This is a genomic window from Stutzerimonas stutzeri, assembly GCF_024448955.1.
GTDB classification, from domain to species: Bacteria; Pseudomonadota; Gammaproteobacteria; order Pseudomonadales; family Pseudomonadaceae; genus Stutzerimonas; species Stutzerimonas stutzeri_AQ.
In genome coordinates this window covers 207,495-229,030 of sequence record NZ_JAMOIH010000004.1, presented here as the reverse complement: position 1 = coordinate 229,030, position 21,536 = coordinate 207,495, and the positions used below count along the sequence as shown (strand labels likewise).

The 21,536-nt window shown below is 62.2% G+C and carries 22 protein-coding genes; 16 read left to right on the top strand and 6 right to left on the bottom strand.

The features are described from left to right. The first annotated feature begins 10 nt into the window (after positions 1 to 10). From NA645_RS06095 to NA645_RS06085, 3 genes are read left to right on the top strand one after another with little or no spacing between them, the layout of a single operon-like run. Entirely contained in the window at positions 11 to 1,690 is a 1,680-nt protein-coding gene (locus NA645_RS06095) for a long-chain fatty acid--CoA ligase (protein ID WP_256048014.1), read from the top strand. 59 nt (positions 1,691 to 1,749) lie between these two features. Continuing rightward, positions 1,750 to 2,496: a class II aldolase/adducin family protein gene (locus NA645_RS06090; RefSeq protein ID WP_256048013.1), complete on the top strand. Its 747-nt coding sequence runs from the start codon at positions 1,750 to 1,752 to the stop codon at positions 2,494 to 2,496. 48 nt (positions 2,497 to 2,544) lie between these two features. Further along, positions 2,545 to 3,474, top strand: coding sequence for a 2-hydroxyacid dehydrogenase (locus NA645_RS06085; protein ID WP_256048012.1), 930 nt, complete (start codon positions 2,545 to 2,547; stop codon positions 3,472 to 3,474). Positions 3,475 to 3,770: 296 nt separating this feature from the next. On the opposite strand, the gene NA645_RS06080 is transcribed toward NA645_RS06085, so the two are convergent. Beyond that, a complete protein-coding gene (locus NA645_RS06080) occupies positions 3,771 to 5,339 on the bottom strand; it encodes a class I adenylate-forming enzyme family protein (RefSeq protein ID WP_256048011.1) in 1,569 nt (522 codons plus the stop codon). Positions 5,340 to 5,572: 233 nt separating this feature from the next. Here NA645_RS06080 and NA645_RS06075 point away from each other — a divergent pair, with 233 nt between their 5' ends. Continuing rightward, positions 5,573 to 5,911 (top strand): hypothetical protein, encoded by a 339-nt coding sequence (locus NA645_RS06075; protein ID WP_256048010.1) that lies wholly within the window; start codon positions 5,573 to 5,575, stop codon positions 5,909 to 5,911. Between the two features lie 232 nt (positions 5,912 to 6,143). Here the strand turns inward: NA645_RS06075 and NA645_RS06070 are convergent, their stop codons facing one another. The 3 genes from NA645_RS06070 to NA645_RS06060 all read right to left on the bottom strand — a co-directional run bounded on the left by NA645_RS06070 (position 6,144) and on the right by NA645_RS06060 (position 7,983). Next, positions 6,144 to 6,947 (bottom strand): OmpA family protein, encoded by an 804-nt coding sequence (locus NA645_RS06070; RefSeq protein WP_256048009.1) that lies wholly within the window; start codon positions 6,945 to 6,947, stop codon positions 6,144 to 6,146. Positions 6,948 to 6,988: 41 nt separating this feature from the next. Next, positions 6,989 to 7,384: a DUF4398 domain-containing protein gene (locus NA645_RS06065; protein ID WP_256048008.1), complete on the bottom strand. Its 396-nt coding sequence runs from the start codon at positions 7,382 to 7,384 to the stop codon at positions 6,989 to 6,991. A gap of 257 nt (positions 7,385 to 7,641) precedes the next feature. Beyond that, entirely contained in the window at positions 7,642 to 7,983 is a 342-nt protein-coding gene (locus NA645_RS06060) for a pilin assembly protein (protein WP_256048007.1), read from the bottom strand. 197 nt (positions 7,984 to 8,180) lie between these two features. Between NA645_RS06060 and ppc the strand changes: the two genes are divergently transcribed. The 12 genes from ppc to NA645_RS06000 all read left to right on the top strand — a co-directional run bounded on the left by ppc (position 8,181) and on the right by NA645_RS06000 (position 19,671). Then, positions 8,181 to 10,808 (top strand): phosphoenolpyruvate carboxylase, encoded by a 2,628-nt coding sequence (gene ppc, locus NA645_RS06055; protein WP_256048006.1) that lies wholly within the window; start codon positions 8,181 to 8,183, stop codon positions 10,806 to 10,808. A 254-nt stretch (positions 10,809 to 11,062) separates the two neighbouring features. Next, positions 11,063 to 11,710, top strand: coding sequence for an adenylate kinase (gene adk, locus NA645_RS06050; RefSeq protein ID WP_256048005.1), 648 nt, complete (start codon positions 11,063 to 11,065; stop codon positions 11,708 to 11,710). Positions 11,711 to 11,855: 145 nt separating this feature from the next. Next, a complete protein-coding gene (gene tsaB, locus NA645_RS06045) occupies positions 11,856 to 12,533 on the top strand; it encodes a tRNA (adenosine(37)-N6)-threonylcarbamoyltransferase complex dimerization subunit type 1 TsaB (protein WP_256048004.1) in 678 nt (225 codons plus the stop codon). A gap of 60 nt (positions 12,534 to 12,593) precedes the next feature. Further along, complete coding sequence (locus tag NA645_RS06040; RefSeq protein WP_256048003.1) at positions 12,594 to 12,956, top strand: hypothetical protein; 363 nt, start codon at positions 12,594 to 12,596, stop codon at positions 12,954 to 12,956. A gap of 15 nt (positions 12,957 to 12,971) precedes the next feature. Next, positions 12,972 to 13,835 carry a DUF72 domain-containing protein gene (locus NA645_RS06035; protein ID WP_256048002.1) on the top strand — a complete coding sequence of 288 codons (864 nt, stop codon included), beginning with the start codon at positions 12,972 to 12,974 and terminating at the stop codon, positions 13,833 to 13,835. 73 nt (positions 13,836 to 13,908) lie between these two features. Continuing rightward, the gene (locus tag NA645_RS06030) at positions 13,909 to 14,601 is read left to right on the top strand and encodes an extensin family protein (protein ID WP_256048001.1); all 693 of its coding nucleotides are present in this window, start codon (positions 13,909 to 13,911) and stop codon (positions 14,599 to 14,601) included. Positions 14,602 to 14,656: 55 nt separating this feature from the next. Further along, the gene (locus NA645_RS06025; RefSeq protein ID WP_256048000.1) at positions 14,657 to 15,439 is read left to right on the top strand and encodes a class I SAM-dependent methyltransferase; all 783 of its coding nucleotides are present in this window, start codon (positions 14,657 to 14,659) and stop codon (positions 15,437 to 15,439) included. Between the two features lie 228 nt (positions 15,440 to 15,667). After that, positions 15,668 to 16,087, top strand: a complete 420-nt coding sequence (locus NA645_RS06020) for an HPF/RaiA family ribosome-associated protein (protein WP_256047999.1) — start codon at positions 15,668 to 15,670, stop codon at positions 16,085 to 16,087. Between the two features lie 295 nt (positions 16,088 to 16,382). After that, positions 16,383 to 16,643, top strand: a complete 261-nt coding sequence (locus tag NA645_RS06015) for a hypothetical protein (protein ID WP_131648097.1) — start codon at positions 16,383 to 16,385, stop codon at positions 16,641 to 16,643. 155 nt (positions 16,644 to 16,798) lie between these two features. Then, entirely contained in the window at positions 16,799 to 17,047 is a 249-nt protein-coding gene (locus NA645_RS06010) for a DUF2789 domain-containing protein (RefSeq protein WP_256047998.1), read from the top strand. Positions 17,048 to 17,145: 98 nt separating this feature from the next. Next, positions 17,146 to 18,708 (top strand): catalase, encoded by a 1,563-nt coding sequence (locus NA645_RS06005; protein ID WP_256047997.1) that lies wholly within the window; start codon positions 17,146 to 17,148, stop codon positions 18,706 to 18,708. Positions 18,709 to 18,858: 150 nt separating this feature from the next. Further along, positions 18,859 to 19,671 (top strand): inositol monophosphatase family protein, encoded by an 813-nt coding sequence (locus NA645_RS06000; protein ID WP_256047996.1) that lies wholly within the window; start codon positions 18,859 to 18,861, stop codon positions 19,669 to 19,671. A 63-nt stretch (positions 19,672 to 19,734) separates the two neighbouring features. Here the strand turns inward: NA645_RS06000 and NA645_RS05995 are convergent, their stop codons facing one another. Then, positions 19,735 to 20,223, bottom strand: a complete 489-nt coding sequence (locus NA645_RS05995; protein WP_256047995.1) for a DUF3597 domain-containing protein — start codon at positions 20,221 to 20,223, stop codon at positions 19,735 to 19,737. 387 nt (positions 20,224 to 20,610) lie between these two features. After that, positions 20,611 to 21,345, bottom strand: a complete 735-nt coding sequence (locus tag NA645_RS05990; RefSeq protein WP_256048094.1) for a sulfite exporter TauE/SafE family protein — start codon at positions 21,343 to 21,345, stop codon at positions 20,611 to 20,613. Between the last annotated feature and the right edge of the window lie 191 nt (positions 21,346 to 21,536).

Sequence of the window (21,536 nt, the reverse complement as noted above, 5' to 3'; positions counted from 1 at the left end):
GAGCTTTGCAATGTTCACTCGTCATCATGCGGTCTGGCCTGCGGATCTGCCCAAACACCTGACGGTCCCGGAAACCAGCCTGTTCGCCAATCTGGAGATTTCCACCCGGCGCTTCCCGGACAAGACGGCCATCGTCTATTACGACACCCTGATCACCTATACCGAACTACTGCGCGAAGTCGAAGCGCTGGCCGGCTACCTGCAGCATCTGGGTGTCGCCAAGGGCGATCGCGTTCTGTTGTACATGCAGAACTCACCGCAGTTCACCATCGCCTACTACGCGATCCTGCGCGCGGACGCGGTGGTGATACCGGTCAACCCGATGAACCACAGTGCCGAGTTGGAACACTACCTGCACGATACCGGCGCGGCGGTCTGCATTTGCGGCCAGGAACTGACCGGTTTCATCGCACCGCTCGTTGGTGCCGCGCAGCTGCGCCAGGTAATCGTCGCGGCCTATTCGGATTACGTTCGCCAGCCCACCGACCTGGCGTTGCCAGCGGAAGTGCAGGCCGCGGCGACTTTGCCGGATTTCGCCGGCGGCATCGGTTGGAGCGAGGCGGTGAGCGCAGGCTATACGCCCGGTCCGCACACCGTAGGACCGGACGATCTCTGCGTATTTCCTTACAGCTCCGGGACTACCGGCGCACCGAAGGGCTGCATGCATACCCATCGCTCAGCCATGGCGACGATCATTCACCGCGTGGTCTGGACCAACAGCACCAGCGAATCGGTGATCCTCGCGACACTGCCGTACTTCCACGTCACCGGCATGCAGGGTGCCATGAGCGGGCCGATCTACAACGGCGGCACCGCCGTGATCATGACCCGTTGGGACCGCAAGGTCGCGGCACAGCTGATCGAGCGCCACCAGGTGACCGGCTGGGTCAATATCGCCACGATGGCCATTGATTTTCTCTCCGATCCGGACCTGGAGCGCTACAACCTGTCCAGCCTGGTCAGCGTCGGCGGGGGCGGGGCGGCGATGCCCAAGGCGGTGGAGGAGAAGCTGCACCGGCTCACCGGCCTGCGTTACATCGAGGGCTACGGATTGTCCGAAACCATCGCCGCCACCCATATCAACCCGGTGGCGCAGCCCAAGGCGCAGTGCTTGGGTATCCCGGTGTTCGATGTCGACAGCCGAATCATCGACCTGACTACGCAACGCGAACTCGGCCCCAACGAGGTGGGTGAAATCGTCAGCCACGGTCCGCAGGTGTTCGTCGGCTACTGGAACCGTCCGGAAGAGACCGAACGTGCTTTTATCGAGCTGGACGGCAAGCGTTTCTTCCGCACCGGCGACATGGGTTACTACGACGAGGAGGGCTATTTCTTCATGGTCGACCGGGTCAAACGCATGATCAATGCGTCGGGCTTCAAGGTCTGGCCATCGGAAGTGGAAAGCCTGATGTACCGCCATCCTGCGATTCAGGAATGCTGCGTCATCTCGCGCCCCGATCCCAAGCGCGGCGAGACGGTGAAGGCTTGCGTGGTGTTGCGCGCCGGCCAGGCCGGACAGGTCAGCGAGCAGGACGTCATCGACTGGTGCAAGGCGGAGATGGCGGCCTACAAGGCGCCGGTGTACGTCGAGTTCGTAGCGTCATTGCCGCGTTCGTCTACCGGCAAGCTGATGTGGCGTGCCTTGCAGGAAGAAGAGAACCGCAAACACGCCAGCGCGCAGGAGGCCTGACGGCACCGTCCCGGCTGTAGGTCGCTGTCTGGCGCCTTCGAAACCAATGGAGAAGACCTATGCAAGCTTCAACTTCGACGACTCGGGATGCGGAATGGCAGGTTCGCAAGGACCTCGCCGCAGCCTATCGGCTGGTGGCGCACTTCGGCTGGGATGATCTGGTCTTCACTCATCTCTCTGCTCGCGTGCCAGGGCCTGAGCATCATTTCCTGATCAACCCGTATGGCCTGTTGTTCCAGGAAATCACCGCCTCGTCGCTGGTGAAAGTGGACAGCGAAGGACAGATCGTCCAGAGCGGCAGTCTGCACCGGGTCAACCCGGCTGGTTTCACCATCCACAGCGCTATTCACATGGGCCGCGAAGATGCCGGTGCGGTCATGCATCTGCATGCCGCCGATGGCACGGCGGTTTCGGCGCACCGCGATGGGCTGCTGCCACTGAGCCAGACCGCGATGCTTTGCCTCGATCACCTCAGCTATCACGACTATGAAGGCGTGGCGCTGGACCTGAGCGAGCGCGAACGGCTGATCCGCGATCTTGGCGACAAGCAGATGATGATCCTGCGCAACCATGGCGTGCTTACGGCGGGCAGCACCGTCGCCGAAGCCTTCACCTATCTTTATTTCCTGATGAAGGCTTGCGAGATTCAGGTGCGTGCACAATCCTGCGGGCCGACCTATCAACCCTCCGCCGCCGCCATCGAGACCACTCGCCAGCAATCGGCCGAACTGGGCAAAGCCGCCAAGCTGACCTGGCCGGCGCTGTTGCGCCTGCTGGAGGCCAACGGTCACGTCTACGCGATATAGCATCTGCCGCAGATGGCATCCTTTCCAATAATTTGAAGCAGAGCGCCCATGAAAATCCTCTTCGTTGCCGCCGATCCCAAGCCCGAGCGCTGGACCAACCTGATTCAGCAGCATCTTCCAGAAGCCGAGATTCAGGTTTGGCATTCAGACAGCCCGAGTTACGGCGCCGACTACGCCATCGTCTGGCATCCGCCGGCCGCCTTGTTCGACAAGGAACCGCAGCTCAAGGCCGTCTTCAATCTCGGCGCTGGCGTGGATGCGCTGGTCCGGGTACGGAACCTGCCGCGCGACATTCCGGTGGTGCGCTTGGAAGATGCCGGCATGTCGGTGCAAATGGCCGAATACGTGGCGTATCACGTCATCGGCATCAGCCGCGACATGGACGCCTACCGCGAGCAGCAGGCCGCTGGGCAGTGGAAACTGCGCCGGCCGATCGAGCGCAGCGAATGGCCGGTTGGCGTGCTCGGGCTCGGCCATATCGGCCAGCGCGTCGCCCGCACCCTGGCCAGGCTGGACTATCCCGTGTGCGGCTGGGCGCGTTCCAAGTACGACATCGAGGGCGTGCGCAGCTTCGCCGGCGAGGCCGAACTGGACAGCTTTCTTGGCGAAACCCGCGTGTTGATCAATACGCTGCCGCTGACCGACAGCACCCGCGATCTGATCGACTATTCGCTGCTCGCGAAGCTCAAGCCCGATGCCGTGGTGATCAACGTCGGTCGCGGCGAGCATCTAGTAGATCAGGATATCTGCCGCGCCATCGAAGAAGGTCGCGTGGCTCGCGCCGTGCTCGACGTGTTCCGTGAGGAGCCGCTACCGACGACGCATCCGTTCTGGCACATGCCGCAGGTAACCATCACCCCGCATGTCTCGGCGCGGACCCTGCGCGAAGCGACCATTGCTCAGATCACCGGCAAGATCTCGGCGCTGGAAAGGGGCCAATCCATCAGCGGCGTCATTGATATCCAGCGCGGTTATTGAAGAGCGGGGGCTCGCTCCGCTGGGAGGCGCGTCCCGCGGCGACAAAATTTCTGCCGCTCGAAGCCAGCGGCTTTGCCCGAGGCGTAATGCCTTCCATTAGAAAAACGCCGCTTCTATGCAGGGTGCGGCGTTTTTTCGGCTTAAGCGACTCCGCCTCCGTAGCAGGAGCGAGGGGGGGCGCTGGGTCCTTCGAACCAAAAAGCTTCGCGAGCAAGCTCGCTCCTACAGGCGGGGCCATCATGCCGTGGGGTTTTGAACGGGACTTTGTTATTCACCGGCCGGCGTTGCCGGTCCGCTCAGTCCGCTATGCCATGCTCGGCCAGGTAGCGATCGCGTAGCTCGCGCTTGAGTATTTTGCCGATGGCGCTGCGCGGTAGCTCGTCAGCCAGTTCCAGGCGTGCCAGGCGCTGGGTTTTGCCAACACGACCGTTGAACCAGTCCAGTAGCGCTTCGGGCGTTTCCATCGCGCCGGACTTCAGCACCACGAAGGCCACCGGCGTTTCGCCCCAACGCGTGGATGGCATCCCGACCACGGTTGCGTCGGCTATCGCTGGGTGTTCGCGCAGTATCGTTTCGAGATCGCTTGGGTACAGATTGAAGCCGCCGGAGATGATCATGTCCTTCTTGCGATCGAGCAGGGTCAGGAAGCCTTCATCGTCGAAGCGCCCGACGTCCCCAGTGCGGATGAAGCGCTTGCCGCTGGCGTCGAACCATTCGGCTTCGGCGGTTTTCTCCGCCTTGTTCAGGTATCCGATCATCATCGCTGGCGAGTGCCCGACTACCTCGCCTACGGCGCCGGGTGACAGCTCGTTGCCCTCGTCGTCGATTAAGCGAATGTCATGCCCGTCGGCCGGTTTGCCGACAGTGTGCAGTTTGTCTGGATATTCATGGGCGGCGAGGATGCAGGTGCCGCCGCCTTCGGTCATTCCGTAGACATCCATCAGGGCACCCGGCCAACGCGACAGAACGTCCGCCTTGAGCGAGGCGTTGAACGGGGCGCTGGTGCACATCTTGTAGCGGAAGCGGCTGAGGTCGTAGTCACCGAAATCGTCGCGCGCCATGATTCGCTGGTATTGCACCGGCACCAGCATGGTATGGGTGACGCCGTGCTGCTGCGCCAGCCGCAGGTACTCGCCTGCTTCGAACTTGCTCATCAGCACCACCGTGCCGCCAAGCGCCAGCGTCGGCAGAAAGGCGACCAGCGTGGTGTTGGAGTACAACGGCGTGGAAATCAGCGTGGTGGCATTGACCCCATAGTCGTAGGCGACGCTGCGACGGACATGCGCCCAACGCATGGCGTGTGATTGCACGATGCCCTTGGGCTCGCCGGTGGTGCCGGACGAATAAATGATGTTGAACGCCCAGCTCGGCTGGATCGCCACCGGCTCCGGCATCGCATTGCTCAGCCATTCGGACAGCCCGTTCGTGGCTGTCTGTTCCAGTCGCAGTACCCGGCAGGGGAGTTGCGCCGAGACCGGCTCCAGGTGCTGCGCCGATGGCGCGTCGACGAACAACAGTCGGGCCGAGGCGTCCGTCAGCATGGTTAGTAGGCTTTCGGCACTGGCGGACGGCGCCAGTGGGGCTACCGCGACGCCGGCGCGCAAGGCTCCGAGAAATACAATCGCGTACTCGATGGAGTTGAGTGCGCAGATTGCGATGGCATCGCCCGGCCCAACGCCGTCGCGCTGCAACGCGGCGGCCACCTCGCTCATGCGAGCGTCGAGCTGGGCGAAGTTCAGGCGGCGGGTTTCCTGGATCAGTGCGGCATGGTCCGGCCGGTGCGCCGCCCGGTGCGCGATGAGGTCGGGGATGGCGGCAAAGGCTTGGTCGAGATCGAAGGCATCGGGACGGGCGAAAGTATTCATGGCTGCTCGTTCGGTCGGAAGAAAGCAGTTTCAACCTTCAGCTGTAATCGCATCAGCGGGAAGCGCTATTCGCTCCGCTAATGGCAGGTAATCAGCTGAGGGAAATCTTGCTGGCAGAACGACAGTTCTACGCGTGCTTTGTCCAGCCACGTCGCACTGTCCAGCGGCGTGTCTTCTCCACCTCAGCGTTAATTTTGCGACAATGCGGCATTTCAAATCAGGCGAGCCCGACCATGTCCGAACGTAACCCCATCCCGCTGATCCTCACCGCCATCGGCAGCGTCATCGGTACCGTCGTGGTGCTGTCGTACTATGGCTACGTGCATATCGCCAAGCCGGAGGATGCCCTGCTGCTGGCCGACTACACCATGCTCAAGACCATTCCCGGCGAAGACTATCGCGTCTCGCTCAAGCCCGCACCGCAGGTGGCCGAATGCATTGATGGTGTGCTGGTGCTTTTCGACACCGAGCAGAAGGGGTTGACCGGCGTGCTGGTAGACAACCGCAAGCGTGCGATTCGTTGCATGGGGCAGCAGGTGCCGATGAGCGAGGCACCGGCAACCCAACAGTGATGCTTGTCGATGCGTTCAGCTAAGTCTTGAGCGAACAGTGTCAGCTTCGAGAGGTGACGAGTCGCTTGAGCCGGCTACCTATATGTATGAGCGGCGAACTTGGAAGGCAATCTGGGCGCATTGGCCGCACACGGCTTAGCGCTTGATGGGGGAGTGGGCGAAGCTAAGACGTATCAGCAGCCTGAAGCCCGCCACGAGGGCGGGCGTACAGAAGCCTCGTGAACGAGGCCGATCATTCCATGGACGAACGTGGCGCGACGCGCTGGTTGTCATTGGAAATCGTCACCTCCACGCGGCGATTCATCGCCCGGCCTGAGGTCGAGCCATTGCTTGCCACCGGATACTCTTCACCATAACCGACCGTCTGGATGCGCTGCGGATCGACACCCGCATGGGTCAGGGCGCGCTGAACGGACTGGGCACGACGCTCGGAGAGCTGCTGGTTGTAGCTGGCCGCGCCGGTGCTGTCGGTGTAGCCCTCGACCACGACCTTGCGCTCCGGATTGTCATTGAGGAATTCGGCGAGCTTCTGCACACCGCGCATGCCGGACTGCTTGAGTTCCGCCTTGTCGAGGTCGAACAGTACGTCACCAAAGGTCACCAGAGTGCCGCGTTCGGTCTGCTTGGCTTGTAGATCCTGCTGCAACTTGCGAATTTCTTCCTGCTGGCGCTGGAGCTGCTGCTCCCGCGATTCGAGGCGGGCTTCGGCGCGCTTGGCAGAGGCTTTCTCGATTTCCTGCTCGGCGGTACGCAGGGCGATGGTCTGCTCAGCGAGCTCGATTCGACGCTGGGTCAGATAGGCGAGCTGATCGACCTTTTCTTCGTCCGCATCGCTCAGGTAGGCCTGGTTGGCCTTCTCCAGCATTTTGCCGGCGTCTTCGGTTTCCAGCGCTGCCAGGGTGGCGGAGCGGGCGTCGGCCTGTAGCTGCGAATACTGCCCGCGTGCCTGCTCGAGATTCTGGTTGGGCTGCGAGGAGCAGGCGGCCAAGCCGATGGTCATGGCCAGAACGGTAGGGAGCGTCAGTAATTTATTCATAACGAATCATCCTGTCTTGAAGGCGTGGGAATGGAGGGTGATCACTGGGTGCCGCGCATGCTTTCTTCGCGCAGCTCCTGGATTCCCCGGTTGGCGTCCTCCACAGCCTTCTGCGCCTTGGCGGCCTGGGCCTTGCGCTCGGCGACGCGAGCGTCCCACTCGGCTTGCTGGGCCAGTTTGCGCGCTTCGTCGTAATTTTCCTTCTGCATGGCCAGCTCGGCCTGCTTCCATTTTTCCTGCGCGTTGCGCATTTCAACGGCGGCGTATTCGGTGCCGCCCGCGCTTACGGCGCTACGTACCGCGGATTCGGTCACGGCGAACTGTTCGTTCGGTGGATTGCCGGCACAACCAACCAGCAGCAGACCGCCTAATGCAACGGCTGCCAGCTTGGGTAACTGAGATCGCAATAGAGGGCTTTCGATGGTGTTCATTTTCATGGCCAGTCTCCAGTTGAAGATCACGGAACAGTGCCCGCAGCGGCCCTTACTCAAGGGTCCGCCAATCACGACGGGCATGTTTTTGTGAGGCCGGCGGCGCTCAATCGTTCCAGCGCAGATGCAAACGAAACCTCTGGATAGGGCTTTTCAGCAGCTTTTCGGTGTGATCGAGAAAGGGGCGATGCGCAGCTGAGCGTCGCCTCTTAGCAGGCTTGCGAACAGCTTTGCCGCCGAGCAACGGTGCCACCTGAGCAACGTTAGGAATGCTCCGCTTGCTCGGTGAGCAAGCGCTCGAGATGCTTACGCGACAGGGCAAGGAAACGCGGTGTCGGGCCAATGTCCTCGAAGATCGGATCACCTTGCTCATCGGTGGCAATGACCTTGGCGCCCTGTTGATAGGGAAGGCTGGTCTCGATGGCTTCGAGCGCGGCGCCGACCAATTCGCCAAGCAGCTCTTCGGTACTGCGCTTGGGGTACATCTCCGCCAGGGCAGCCAGCCGTGCGGCACTCTCGACGTCTAGGGGGATGCTGTACTGCGTGCTGCTCATGCGGCCAGTGGCGCTGCTTTCCCACTCACGGACCAGTTCTGAGATTTTCATTGACTCCATCCTTAGCCCGCCGTGGCGAGCGATATCTACGTGGAGTGCGAGCGGCCGTCGAACTGGCATTTTTCGCTACGCCTTGTCTTCGACGGAGACGCTGGGCACTCTGTTTGGAGGGTTCTAACAGGTAGCCGTTCAGCAATCGGTCGCATATCGAAAGGCGCTTTCGGTGATGCGACCCGGGAGACAGGACCATGGCGAAGATCGACGCGCGACTGCGCGAAAACGTTCATCTGCTCGGCGAACTGCTGGGCAACACCATTCGCGAGCAGCACGGCGATGCCTTCGTTGACAAGATCGAACGCATCCGTAAAGGCGCCAAGGGCGCGCGACGTGGGTCAGATGACGATGCGCGGTTGCTGCAGGAAACCCTTGATGGGCTGGCCGACGATGAATTGCTGCCAATGACCCGCGCCTTCAACCAGTTCCTCAACCTGGCCAACATCGCCGAGCAGTATCACCAGATCCGCCGCCGCCGACCCGGCGAGCCGGCGCCGTTCGAGGCCGGTGTGCTGAGTGGGTTGCTCGAGCGGCTCAAAGGCGAGGGCTTCGCCCAGGAATTCGTGGCGCGGCAAGTAGGCCGGCTGGACATCGAGCTGGTGCTGACCGCCCACCCGACCGAGGTATCGCGACGCACTCTGATCCAGAAATACGACGCCATCGCCGCGCAGCTGGCAGCACGCGACCACACCGACCTCGGCCAGGCGGAACTGGCGCAGATCGAGCTGCGTCTGCAGCGATTGATCGCCGAGGCCTGGCATACCGAGGAAATCCGCCGCAGCCGACCGACGCCGGTGGAGGAGGCGAAGTGGGGCTTCGCCGTCATCGAAAACTCACTCTGGCAGGCGCTGCCCAATGTGCTGCGACAGACCGATCAGGCGCTCTGCCAAAGCACCGGCCTGCATTTGCCGCTGGACGCCGCCCCGATTCGTTTTGCTTCCTGGATGGGCGGAGACCGCGACGGAAATCCCAACGTGACGGCGAAGGTGACCCGTGAGGTGCTGATGCTGGCGCGCTGGGTGGCGGCTGATTTGTTTCTGCACGATATCGAGGGGCTGATCACTGCGCTGTCGATGCAGACCGCCAGTGAGGAATTATTGCGCCACAGCGGCGAGTCGGCTGAGCCGTACCGGGTGATGCTCAAGCGGCTGCGCGGACGACTGCGAGCCACGCGCGACTGGGCCGGTGGCGCTGACCAGCCGATGTCGCCAGCGGTGTTGCAGGACAATCGCGAGCTGCGCGAGCCGCTGGAACTCTGCTACCACTCGTTGCATGCGTGCGGCATGGGTGTGATCGCTGATGGCGCTTTGCTCGATACCTTGCGCCGGGTTGCCGCTTTCGGCCTGTTTCTCGTGCGCCTCGATATCCGCCAGGACTCCGCTCGGCATGTCGCGGCTCTGGCTGAAATCACCGACTTTCTGGGCATCGGCCACTACGATCAGTGGGACGAGCAGCAGCGCCTGGATTTCCTCCAGCGCGAGTTGAACAATCGCCGTCCATTGCTCCCGCCGCACTTTCAGCCGTCGGACGAGACCGCCGAGGTGCTGGCGACCTGTCGCGTGGTGGCGCAGGCGCCGGGTGCGTCGCTCGGTTCCTATGTCATCTCCATGGCTCGCGGCGCGTCGGATGTGCTGGCGGTTCAACTGTTGCTGAAAGAGGCGGGTCTGCTGCGACCGATGCGCGTCGTACCGCTGTTCGAGACGCTCGATGACCTGAACAATGCCGGTCCCACCATCGACCGGCTGTTGGGTCTGCCGGGTTATCGCCAGCGTCTGCACGGTCCGCAGGAAGTGATGATCGGCTATTCGGATTCGGCCAAGGATGCCGGGACCACCGCGGCGGCCTGGGCGCAGTACCGCGCGCAGGAAAGCCTCGTCGACATCTGTCGCGAGCATCAGGTCGAGTTGCTGCTGTTTCATGGCCGAGGGGGTACGGTCGGCCGTGGTGGCGGGCCGGCGCATGCGGCGATCCTGTCGCAGCCGCCTGGATCTGTGGCGGGGCGCTTCCGCACCACCGAGCAGGGCGAGATGATTCGTTTCAAGTTCGGGCTGCCAGATATCGCCGAGCAGAACCTCAGTCTCTACCTGGCCGCGGTACTGGAAGCGACCTTGTTGCCGCCGCCGATACCCGAGCCGGACTGGCGCGAAACCATGGAACGGCTGGCCGAGGAGGGCGTCAGGGCCTACCGCAGCGTGGTGCGCGATCACCCGCAGTTCGTCGACTACTTCCGCCAGGCGACGCCCGAGCAGGAACTGGGTCGTTTGCCCTTGGGCAGCCGACCGTCGAAGCGCCGCGAAGGGGGCATCGAGAGCTTGCGTGCCATTCCGTGGATATTCGCCTGGACCCAGACGCGCCTGATGTTGCCCGCCTGGTTGGGTTGGGAGCAGGCGCTGGAGGCCGCGCTGGCGCGCGACGAAGGCGATCGGCTGCGACTGATGCGCCAGCGCTGGCCTTTCTTCAGCACGCGCATCGACATGCTTGAGATGGTCCTGGCCAAGACCGATGCGGATATCGCCAGTCGCTACGACGAGCGACTGGTCACGGCGCAATTGCAGTCGCTGGGTACTGATTTGCGTGACAGATTGTCGCAGGCTGTGGAGGCGGTCCTGAGCGTGACCGGCCAGTCCGAGCTGCTCGTGCACAGTCCCGCCACCCTTGAAGCGTTCAGTCTGCGCAATACCTATCTGGATCCTCTGCATCTGATGCAGATCGAACTGCTGGCTCGTTCGCGACAGCAGCGCACCCCGGCGGAAAGCCCGTTGGAGCAAGCTCTGTTGGTCAGCGTCGCAGGTATTGCAGCGGGACTGCGCAACACGGGATGAGTACAAGCGGGGCCGGCTGGAGGTGACGATCCAACGTCGTTTCGACTATACAGAGACGGTTTTCCGTCTCCATTCTCCGGAGCGCGGTTCGCCAAACAAGGCCCATGGGCGCCGCTTGTCTGCGTTCTATGCGCTGTGTATCGTGTTCAACCTTTTGTCGCATGGCGACAGGCCAGATTTTTTGATTCGCCAGCGGTAGGGTTGCAGACCAACGATCCTGGCGGCATCCCTTTGCAAACTTTGAGGACTCATCCATGCGCGTAATTCTGCTGGGAGCACCCGGTGCCGGGAAAGGCACACAGGCCCGCTTCATTACCGAGAAGTTCGCCATCCCGCAAATTTCCACCGGTGACATGTTGCGTGCCGCGGTCAAGGCGGGCTCGCCGCTGGGCCTGCAGGTCAAGGACGTGATGGACAGCGGCGGCCTGGTTTCCGATGAGATCATCATCGCGTTGATCCAGGAGCGTCTGCAGCAGGCCGATTGCGCCAACGGCTTCCTCTTCGATGGCTTCCCGCGCACCATTCCGCAAGCCGAAGCGCTGCGTGATGCCGGCGTGAAGCTGGACCACGTACTGGAAATCGCCGTGGATGACGAGGAAATCGTGGGTCGTCTGTCCGGTCGCCGTGTGCATCCGGCTTCGGGTCGCATCTATCACACTGAGCACAATCCGCCGAAAGTCGCTGGTATTGATGACGTCACTGGTGAGGAGCTGGTTCACCGCAAGGACGATCTGGAAGAAACCGTCCGCCACCGCCTGAGCCTCTACCACTCGCAGACCAAGCCGCTGGTGGCGTTCTACCAGAACCTCGCAGCTGCTGAAGGCACCCCCAAGTGCAGCCGCGTCGAAGGTGTCGGCTCGGTGGAAGAAATCACTGCCAAGGTGCTGGCTGCGCTCAGCTGATCTCGCCAGGCAATCAGAACGGCCCGCTTGCGGGCCGTTTTCGTTTCAGCCAATGCATTCACGCCGAGCCGGGTTGTCCATAAGGAATCTGACGCGCGTACAGCTGTTACAATCGCCGCCTTTTTTCGACTGACCGGAACCGCCAATGACCACACTGCTGGCCCTGGATACCGCCACTGAAGCCTGCTCCGTCGCGCTGCTACATGACGGTCGCGTGCTGAGCCATTACGAGGTGATTCCGCGGCTGCATGCGCAAAGGTTGCTGCCCATGATCCAGACGCTGCTGGCCGAGGCGGGCATTGCCTTGTCGGCGGTCGATGCGTTGGCGTTCGGTCGTGGTCCCGGCGCCTTTACCGGAGTGCGGATCGCGGTTGGCGTGGTCCAGGGCCTGGCGTTCGCGCTGGAGCGTCCGGTGCTGCCGATTTCGACGCTCGCTACGATCGCTCAGCGGGCGCAACGTGAGCATGGCGCGGAGCAGGTGGCGGTCGCCATCGATGCACGTATGGATGAAGTCTACTGGGGCTGTTATCGCGCCCACCAAGGCGAGATGCAGCTGGCCGGGATCGAAGCCGTACTGCCTCCGGAACACATCAGTCTGCCGCGTGATGGCTCCGGTAACTGGTTCGGTGCTGGCACCGGCTGGCGCTACGCTGAGCGTCTTGCCGTCCAGCCCGCGACGGTCGATGCCGCGCTGCTGCCGCATGCTGAAGACCTGCTGCACCTGGCCAGTTTTGGCTGGCAGCGCGGGGAAGCGGTAGAAGCCGATCAGGCCCAGCCAATTTACCTGCGTGACAATGTCGCGACGCCGAAGGCCGCACGGTGACGGACGGCATTGCCAATCCCGAGGCGGCTCGCTAGAGTCGACATCACTTCGTATAGGTGAATGATGCGCCTCAACGGTTTTGCTCCTTCCGCTTATCCCATCGAGTACGTTCCCCAGCGGGAAAACGTGCCGGTGCCCTATCGCGAAAGCGAAAAGGCGGTTGAGCAGGCGCGCCAATCAATCATTTCGCCAGCCGATCAGGCCGACCCCACCTACGAACATCTCGTTCGACGCCCGCAAAACGAGCCCACCGACTACACCTCGGTCGTCCCCGGCAATTTCATGCCGTCGCGCTTCGAAGCCATGATGGAGCGCCCGTTGACCAGCCGTGCGACCCAGGCGCTGCAGAGCTATGGCACCACTGCGAGCTTCAATGCCGATCTCGACGCGCACGAAGTACTCGGCCTGGATCTCTACGCCTAAGGCGTCGCGCATCGCGTGAATCTTCCCTATTTTCTCGGCTGCCCTTCTTGGAACGAGGCTGCCTGGCGTGGATCGCTTTATTCGCCAGGATTGCCTGCGACCGAATTCCTTGCACGCTATTGCTCGATCTTCAATACCGTCGAGGGCAACACGACGCTTTATGCCTGGCCGTCGGAGCAAAAGATCGAGCGCTGGGCGGCGCTGATGCCTGATGGCTTTCGCTTCTGCGCCAAGCTACCGCGTGAAATCAGCCAGGCGCCGAATCTGCATGACGTACTGGATCTGGTCCTGTCGTTCCGTTCGCTGCTAGCGCCGCTGGCCCAGAGAGTCAGCCCGTTCTGGTTGCAGTTGCCGGCCACGTTCGGCCCGGCTCGCCTCGGTGAGCTGGCGCAGGTGATCGAGACCCTGAATCGACCTCTTGCCGTGGAAGTGCGCCACACCGCCTTCTTCGCCAAGGGCGAGGAGGAGCGTGCGCTGAACCGGTTGCTGCACGGGCGGGGCGTGGAGCGTATCTGCATGGACACACGTGCGCTGTTCAGCTGCCGGTCACGCGATCCAGCGTTGCTGCATGCGCAAAGCAAGAAGCCGCGGCTTCCAGTGCGGCCCGCGGCGTTCAGTCAATTTCCGCAGGTACGCTTTGTCGGGCATCCCGAACTGGAGGCGAACGATCCCTTTCTCACGCCTTGGCTGGACAAGGTCGCGGGTTGGATCGAGGCGGGCAAACAACCGCATGTCTATCTGCATACGCCGGATAACCGTCTGGCACCGGATCTGGCCATGCGTTTTCATGAACAGCTCACCCAGCGTTTGCCAGGTCTGCCACCACTGGCAGTGCCTGCGATGCAGAGCGAGTCGCAGCTGTCGTTGCTTGGTGCCTGACGCCGTATTGCGTGACGAAGCAGGTGACGAAGCGGACCTGCAACCTTGAATCGCTCGCGTTGCCAAAGCCAGCATGACGTTTGGCCGCTTCTTCCTATTGCTTCTGCTCGCGCTCGCCGGATTCGTTTATGCGGTGTGGCGCGGCCACGTCGACGTTCCGTCGAAGTGGAATCCCTGGGCGCCGCTGGACATCCGCGAGACGCCGAACCTGCTCACGCCTTATAAGCTGCAGCGCCTGCAGAGCGACCGAACGCTTTGCGAGCAGGCGCTGACCACCTCCGATCTGGATTACGTCGCAGTCTCCGACAGCACGCCGCAGCCTGGCTGTCCGGTGGAAAACGCCGTGCGTGTCACCGGCTCGGCGGTGCGCTTCAATGGTGCGTTTCTGGCGACCTGCCCGTTGGCTGCGGCCTACGCGCTGTTCGAGCGGCATGGACTACAGCCAGCGGCGCAGCAGGTGTTCGGCCAGCCGGTGGTGCGCGTCGATCATTTCGGCAGCTTTGCCTGCCGCAATATCGCGCGCAGCAACAGGCGCAGCCAGCATGCTTCGGCCAATGCACTGGATCTGGCCGGGTTTCGACTGCAGGACGGCACGCGGATAACCGTCGCACGTGACTGGAACGGCGACGACGACAAGGCGCGCTTCCTTCGCCAGGTCAAGGCGGCTGCCTGCGATGCGTTCAAAATCACCCTGAGTCCGGAATACAACGCCGCTCACCACGATCATTTCCACGTCGATATGGGCGGTTTCGGCATGTGCCGCTGAGGCGTGCCGGCATCGCCTCTGGCAAAATGCGGCGTTTCCGTCTTCCGAGCTCCGTATGACAGCCTCATCCCCGTTGGTCCGTGTCGAAGCCCTTGCCCCCGAGTTCGTCGAGCAGGCGCACGCCTGGGCCTCGCGGTTGGGCTTGCCGACGCAAGCGGACGAGGCGGAATTCGCCCTGCAGCTGGGTGAGGGCGGTTTGCAATTGCAGCTGCTCGGCCCGCAGGCGCCGGGGCCGGTGCGAGTGGATTTCGTCGAAGGCGGCGCCGCGCATCGCCGGCAATTCGGTGGCGGCAGCGGACAGATGATCGCCAAGGCGGTCGGGATTCAGCCCGGCATTCGGCCCAGCGTACTGGATGCGACCGCCGGGCTCGGGCGTGACGCGTTTGTCTTGGCGACGCTGGGCTGCGGAATGCTGCTCTGCGAGCGTCAGCCACTGATCGCTGCACTGCTGGAGGATGGTTTGGCGCGAGCGCGAGACGATGCCGAGGTGCGTCCGATCGTCACGCGCATGCGCCTGCTTCACGGCAACGCCATCGAGTTGATGAGCCAATGGAAGGATGAGCCACCCCAGGTCATTTATCTTGACCCGATGTTTCCGCACCGGGAAAAGAGCGCGCTGGTGAAAAAGGAAATGCGCCTGTTCCGTCCCTTCGTCGGTGACGACCTGGATGCCGGCGCGCTGTTGGAACAGGCGTTGGCGCTGGCCAGCCACCGCGTGGTGGTGAAGCGGCCGCGCAAGGCGCCCGCAATAGAAGGCCCCAAGCCGGGCTACAGCCTGGAAGGCAAGTCCAGCCGTTACGACATTTATCCGAAGAAGAAGCTGTCCACCAGTCAGTGATTGCTCAACGAGCGTGCTGACTGCACGTGCTCCAGCACTCCGCTACGATCCCTCTCCCTTGAGCCTGCGCGCTTCGCTGGCAGCGTGCCGCCGTGCCGAAAACGCATCGGTCGAGCTCCCGATGCCGTTGCGTTGGCCTTGCTTAATATCGCCAACGGTGGCATTGCTAGTCCTGACCGTTGCAGCTGAACGGTGGTTTACCAGATCGCGTTGAAGGGAGAGCAATATATGCAAATCCAGGTACATAGCGATAAACACATCGAAGGAAGCGCTCGTCTCGTAGGCTGGGTCAGTGGCGCTGTTGCCGACAAGCTGGATCGATTCGACGACGACGTCACCCGCGTCGTGGTGCACCTGAACGACGAAAACGGCTCCAAGTCCGGCGCGCAGGACAAGCGCTGCCAGATGGAGGCCCGGCCGAAAGGCCAGCAGCCGATTTCCGTCACGCACAAGGCGGCTTCGCTGGAATTGGCCGTCGATGGCGCCGTCGACAAGCTCAACAACGCTCTCAAGCACCAGTTCGGCAAACTGCGCAGCAAACGCGCGACGGCGCCGACGCCCATCGAAGGCGAAACCCTCGAAGTACAAGACAGGGATGCGTTGCTAGAGGCGGACTTTCTTGCCGACGAGCAACTGCGTACCTCCTGAAACCAGCCGTGCCATGTGAATTGGGCATGGCCGCCATCGAAACAGCAGGCATCGCCCCGCGATGCCTGCTCCTCGCCTCAGTTACCGCCCGGTCCCACCTGATCCTATTTGGCAATAGCGCGACCACCGGGCCTATCGATCTCCGGTGCCTGTGCTATACCCATTGAAGGTATCGCACGAGGAGCGCCGACGACCGGCGCGCTAGGCTCGTGGCGGACCTTGACGAGAGGGGGGCAATTGGCGCGTGGCGGCATCGCTTAGGAATTGCCACGGCCATCAGTCAGGAGGTGGCACCATGACCATGATGCAATGTGAATACCGCGATCACATCATTACCGCCGAGGTAATGGAGCACCCCGGCACGCCGACGCCCTGGGCGGGCGGTTGCCGAATCACCAACCCGCAAGGACAGACCAGCCGGCGCATGGCGCTCCCGGTCGGGCACGCCTTCATGGCGGAACTCGATAAAGCGCAGCGGGCGTCCATTGCCCACGGCAAGTGGCTTGTGGATCAATCCCTGAACCAAGGCAGGCAGTTGTTCGACAAGGTGGCTTGAATTCGTGACGGCCTCGCTTTCGGCGAGGCCCGTTCTTTTTCTTCCTGCTTGTTCCCGACGTTTCATCTGTTGAACTGTTGCTTGCTCGAATGCCTCTACTGGAAGCATCGCCTGCCCCGATAGGCAGCAAAACGATCAGGCAGAGGAGCCGTTTGATGGAACTTCCCAACAAAGACATGCGCACCTTGTTCGAGCAGCTGGGCCTACCGTCAGACCCGGCCAGCATCGATGATTTCATCTCCAGCCACGCCCCGCTACCCAACCACATGAAACTGACCGAAGCGCCATTCTGGAGCGACGCGCAGCGTGCATTCCTGACGGAAGAATGGATAGAAGACGCTGAGTGGGTACCGATCGTCGATGAGCTCAACGCTCGACTGCACGAAGAGCAGAAGCAGCCCTGAGGGGCCTGCGGGACGGCGGCGTAAATAGCCCCACGGTTTTGTTGCAGCACCCCGTTCACCTAAAAAAGCACCCATCCTAGACTTGTCCAGGAGCCGTTATGACTGATGAACGCAACACACTCACGACCCGTCAGGGCCATCCCGTCAGCGATAACCAGAGCCTGCGCAGCGTCGGCGAGCGTGGCCCGGCGACGCTGGAAAACTATCAATTCATCGAGAAGATCACCCACTTCGACCGCGAGCGCATTCCCGAGCGCGTCGTGCATGCGCGCGGTACCGCGGCGCATGGCTGGTTCGAGCCCTATGGCAAGATCGGTGACGAGCCGGCCGGCAAATATACACGCGCCAAGGTGCTGACCAAGGCGGGTGTGCGTACTCCGGTCTTCCTGCGCTTTTCCACCGTGATCGGTGGCAAAGAGTCACCGGAAACCGCCCGTGACCCGCGCGGATTCGCCATTAAGTTCTACACCGAAGACGGCAACTGGGACCTGGTGGGCAACAACCTCAAGGTGTTCTTCATCCGCGATGCGATCAAGTTTCCGGACATGATCCACGCCTTCAAGCCCGATCCCGTGTCCAACCGTCAGGAAGCCTGGCGCTTCTACGATTTCGTTCAGCACCACCCCGAAGCGCTGCACATGGTGACCTGGGTCAAAAGCCCTTGGGGCATCCCTGCCGACTACCGGCACATGCAGGGCTCGAGCGTGAACACCTACAAAATGGTCAACGACAAGGGCGAGGCGGTGCTCTGCAAGTTCTCCTTCGAGCCTAAGCTCGGCGTGAAGAACCTCACCTCCCAGCAGGCTGCTGAAATCCAGATGAAAGATGTCGGCCACGCCACCCGCGATCTCTACGACGCCATCGAGCGGGGCGAATTTCCCGAGTGGGAAATGTGCGTTCAGATCATGTCCGATGATCCGCACGAAGAGCTCGATTTCGACCCGCTGGACGACACCAAGCGCTGGCCCGAGGACCAGTTTCCGCTGCTCCCGGTAGGACGGCTGGTGCTCGATCGCAACCCGTCGAACTTCTTCGCGGAAACCGAACAGGCCGCTTTCGGCACCGGCGTGCTGGTGGACGGCATCGATTTCTCGGATGACAAGATGCTGCAAGGCCGGACGCTGTCTTATTCCGATACCCAGCGCTACCGCGTCGGTGCGAATTACCTGCAGCTGCCGATCAACGCGCCCAAATGCCCGTACGCCACCAACCAGCGCGACGGGCAGATGGCGCACTTCGTCGATGGCGGCGGCAATCCGCACATCAATTACGAGCCCAGTTCCGTCGGCGGACTCAAGGAAGCACCCAAGCCCACGCAGGATTATCACCAGTGGGTCGAAGGGCATCTGGGGCGCTATCAGACGACCAAAGCCGCCGCGGATTATCACCAGGCCGGCGAGCGTTACCGCAGTTTCGAGGGCTGGGAGCGCGACGACCTGATCGCCAACATAACCGCCGACCTCAAGGAATGCCCTGAGGAAATCTGTCTGCGCATGATCTGGCATTTCTGGCATTGCGACCCGGACTACGGTCAGCGCTTGGCGGAGGGCGTTGGCGTGGATATCGAAAAGGCCAAGGCGTTACCGCCCTTGGAAGGACGTGCCGCGCCGGGCGAAAACCTGGCGGGATCGACCTACAGCAGCGGCGAACGCGAAAGCTGAGCCGCCTCCAGGCTTCCGTCTGGCGCAACTGCGCCAGACGGAATGGCGCCGCTGTGACTGGGAAGGGCTGCGGCGTGGTATGCCCGTATAGCGTGATTCATTAAAATCCTGCTCCCCGCGCGATTGTGCGCAACCGTTCATAGGACAGCCATGAGTTCCGAGCAACCACTCGATATCGACGCGCGTTATGCCTGCGCCAAAGCCCTTGCTCTCGAGGCGGCACAGCTGGGAATGGAGTACTACCGCAAGCGCGACGCGCTGACGGTCGAGCACAAGGGCGATGACTTGCAGGATGTCGTGAGCGTCGCCGACAAAGAGATCGAACGCTTCATTCGCGGTCGGTTGACCGAACGCTTTCCCGAGGACGGTTTTCTCGGCGAGGAGAGCGGTTCCGCTGGACTCGGCGCCCGCTGCGTGTGGGTGATCGACCCAATCGACGGCACGGCCTGCTTCGTCAACGGTCTGCATAACTGGTGCGTGTCGATCGGTCTGCTGATCGACGGCGAACCGCACCTGGGCGCTATCGCCGATCCCAATCATGACGAGCTGTTCCATGGCCGTCTGGGGCGAGGCGCGTTCGTCAATGACAGGCCCTTGAAGGCGAGCGATGCCACTCATGTGGGCCAAGGCGTGACCGCCACCGGGACCTTTCACCCGCGCGGCAAGGAACACTTCATTCCTTTTCTCGAGAAACTGCTGGCTGCGGGCGGCATGTTCTTTCGCAACGGCTCTGGTGCGCTGATGACCGCCTATGTGGCGGCGGGCCGCCTGCTCGGTTATTACGAGACCGAGCTCAAGAGCTGGGATTGCGTGGCCGGGCTGGTGATGGTCAAGGAAGCGGGCGGACGAGGGAACGACTTCTTTCGCAACGACGGGCTGCTGCTTGGCAATCCTTATCTCGTCGCCTGCCCCGGGGTCTATCCGCAACTGGCCGAGATGATCGGGCCCTCATTGGACGGTTGAGGTTTCGGACGCAGGAGCGTCCGGGTTGCGTTCCCACGCTGGCGCGTGGGAACGAGCTCTTCATCAGGTGCGCAGTTCGGGCGGCACGGTGCCGCCGTGTTCCGCGAGCTTGTGCATCACGGCGCGATGCAGCCACATGTTCATCTGCGCCGAGTCGGCCATCTTGTCCGATGGGCAACCCAGCTCGGTAGCGAGTTCCTTGCGCGACTCCAGGCTGCTGTCCAGGCCCAGCAGCTTGAGCAGGTCGACGATGGAGGTGCGCCAGTTCAGCTGCTCCGGAAAATTCGCCGCCATGCCGTCGAGCTTCGCCGGGACATCCACAACGTTGTTAGGGCCGCCGACCGTACCGGCGTTGCCAGCCATACCCGATGTCGATGCGCTGGCTCCGGGCGGTGTGGTGGTCGCGTTGTTGGCTGTGGTCGGGCGGTCGGAATCGACAACCGTGTCAGTTGCATGCTGGTTGACGCCCGAATTCGGCGCGGCAGGCTTGTGCGCTTCGTTGCTGACGCCGCCCAAGCCCAGTTTGTCTTTGATCTTGTCGAACAGACCCATTTCATCATCCTCGGTTGGTGTAGGTGCTGTTTGGACCATCGTCTCGGTCAAGACATTCGGTTCCGTAGGTCGGAAGCGATGCCCGCCGAACTCAGTGCAAGAACGACCATGCCGCCAGAAAGCCCGGCGGCATAGTCGAGAACGGCTGGGTTCGGCACAGCGGAATTGCCGAACTGTTTTTGTGCGCCTGTTGGTTGCCGTTGTGGTTAGAACACCAACATGAACAAACCGATCACCACCAACAGACCGATCAGAAAAATGATGCCGATTGTGCTGCCCAGAAACTTCAGCATGAGGATGACTCCTGTTGCAGTGGGTACATTATTTCCGACTGGGGTGAGCTGTGATCGTTCAGCATTGTTGCGCCAGCGGTATGCCGGTCCGGCTTCAGAGATGCTTCCAGATCAGCTGCAAGCCGGCGAGCGCCATGCCGATGCGGGCGATCCGGTAGAACCAGGTGTGATCGATGCGCTTGTGCAGCCAGAGCCCGGCCCAGACGCCGAACGGCACGATGGGCGAGAGCGCCAGGCTCAGTAGTAGGTTCTCGCGGTTGAACTGGCCGAGTGCGGTGTAGGGAATCAGCTTGATCGCATTGGTCATCAGAAAGAACAAATTGATAGTCGCGACGTAGCGCAGCTTGTCCAGCTGCTGCGGTAGCAGGTGCATCAGGATCGGCGGCCCGCCCGCATGCGCGACGAAGCTGGTGAAGCCGGCAACTGACGAAAGCAGGGTGCCGCGCCCGCGTTGCAGAGGGCGGGGCTTGTCGTTGTTGGTGATCAGCCCGAGCGCCACGAAACCCACGGCGATGAACCCCATCATCAGGCCGATCATCCGCTCGTCGAGCATGCCGAAGGTGAGCGAGCCGAGGGCGATGCCGATCAGCGCGCCGGGCAGCATGACCTTGAGATTGGGGACGTCCCATTTGCCGAAATAGGCCTTCAGACCCACCACGTCCGCCAGACAGAGAATCGGCAGCATCACGGCGGCCGCCTGCTTCGGCGAGATGGCGAGCGCCAGCAAAGGCACGGCGATCCCGCCCAGGGCCCCGCCAAAGCCACCCTTGGATAGCCCGGTGAGAAAGATCGCAGGCAGCGCGAACAGCAGAAAATCGGACAGGGTCATGGCTGGGTGTGGTTCGGAATCGATGAATGTGGCGCGTGGCATTCGGTTTTGCCGGGCGATGATCGCATGTTTGCTGACCTGTTTCGCTTGCTCGCCTGGATCGCTCTCGGCTGCTTGTGGTCAGCAGAATAACGACCCAGTGTCAGGCTCCGCGTTGACGGGGCACGGCCAAACCGGAGCGAAGTGTTGCC

Excerpts from the sequence above, each read along its gene's own strand:
- NA645_RS06095 (WP_256048014.1), top strand. The coding sequence starts at position 11 with ATGTTCACTCGTCATCATGCGGTCTGGCCTGCGGATCTGCCCAAACAC.
- NA645_RS06090 (WP_256048013.1), top strand. The coding sequence starts at position 1,750 with ATGCAAGCTTCAACTTCGACGACTCGGGATGCGGAATGGCAGGTTCGC.
- NA645_RS06085 (WP_256048012.1), top strand. The coding sequence starts at position 2,545 with ATGAAAATCCTCTTCGTTGCCGCCGATCCCAAGCCCGAGCGCTGGACC.
- NA645_RS06080 (WP_256048011.1), bottom strand. The coding sequence starts at position 5,339 with ATGAATACTTTCGCCCGTCCCGATGCCTTCGATCTCGACCAAGCCTTT.
- NA645_RS06075 (WP_256048010.1), top strand. The coding sequence starts at position 5,573 with ATGTCCGAACGTAACCCCATCCCGCTGATCCTCACCGCCATCGGCAGC.
- NA645_RS06070 (WP_256048009.1), bottom strand. The coding sequence starts at position 6,947 with ATGAATAAATTACTGACGCTCCCTACCGTTCTGGCCATGACCATCGGC.
- NA645_RS06065 (WP_256048008.1), bottom strand. The coding sequence starts at position 7,384 with ATGAAAATGAACACCATCGAAAGCCCTCTATTGCGATCTCAGTTACCC.
- NA645_RS06060 (WP_256048007.1), bottom strand. The coding sequence starts at position 7,983 with ATGAAAATCTCAGAACTGGTCCGTGAGTGGGAAAGCAGCGCCACTGGC.
- ppc (WP_256048006.1), top strand. The coding sequence starts at position 8,181 with ATGGCGAAGATCGACGCGCGACTGCGCGAAAACGTTCATCTGCTCGGC.
- adk (WP_256048005.1), top strand. The coding sequence starts at position 11,063 with ATGCGCGTAATTCTGCTGGGAGCACCCGGTGCCGGGAAAGGCACACAG.
- tsaB (WP_256048004.1), top strand. The coding sequence starts at position 11,856 with ATGACCACACTGCTGGCCCTGGATACCGCCACTGAAGCCTGCTCCGTC.
- NA645_RS06040 (WP_256048003.1), top strand. The coding sequence starts at position 12,594 with ATGATGCGCCTCAACGGTTTTGCTCCTTCCGCTTATCCCATCGAGTAC.
- NA645_RS06030 (WP_256048001.1), top strand. The coding sequence starts at position 13,909 with ATGACGTTTGGCCGCTTCTTCCTATTGCTTCTGCTCGCGCTCGCCGGA.
- NA645_RS06025 (WP_256048000.1), top strand. The coding sequence starts at position 14,657 with ATGACAGCCTCATCCCCGTTGGTCCGTGTCGAAGCCCTTGCCCCCGAG.
- NA645_RS06020 (WP_256047999.1), top strand. The coding sequence starts at position 15,668 with ATGCAAATCCAGGTACATAGCGATAAACACATCGAAGGAAGCGCTCGT.
- NA645_RS06015 (WP_131648097.1), top strand. The coding sequence starts at position 16,383 with ATGACCATGATGCAATGTGAATACCGCGATCACATCATTACCGCCGAG.
- NA645_RS06010 (WP_256047998.1), top strand. The coding sequence starts at position 16,799 with ATGGAACTTCCCAACAAAGACATGCGCACCTTGTTCGAGCAGCTGGGC.
- NA645_RS06005 (WP_256047997.1), top strand. The coding sequence starts at position 17,146 with ATGACTGATGAACGCAACACACTCACGACCCGTCAGGGCCATCCCGTC.
- NA645_RS06000 (WP_256047996.1), top strand. The coding sequence starts at position 18,859 with ATGAGTTCCGAGCAACCACTCGATATCGACGCGCGTTATGCCTGCGCC.
- NA645_RS05995 (WP_256047995.1), bottom strand. The coding sequence starts at position 20,223 with ATGGGTCTGTTCGACAAGATCAAAGACAAACTGGGCTTGGGCGGCGTC.
- NA645_RS05990 (WP_256048094.1), bottom strand. The coding sequence starts at position 21,345 with ATGACCCTGTCCGATTTTCTGCTGTTCGCGCTGCCTGCGATCTTTCTC.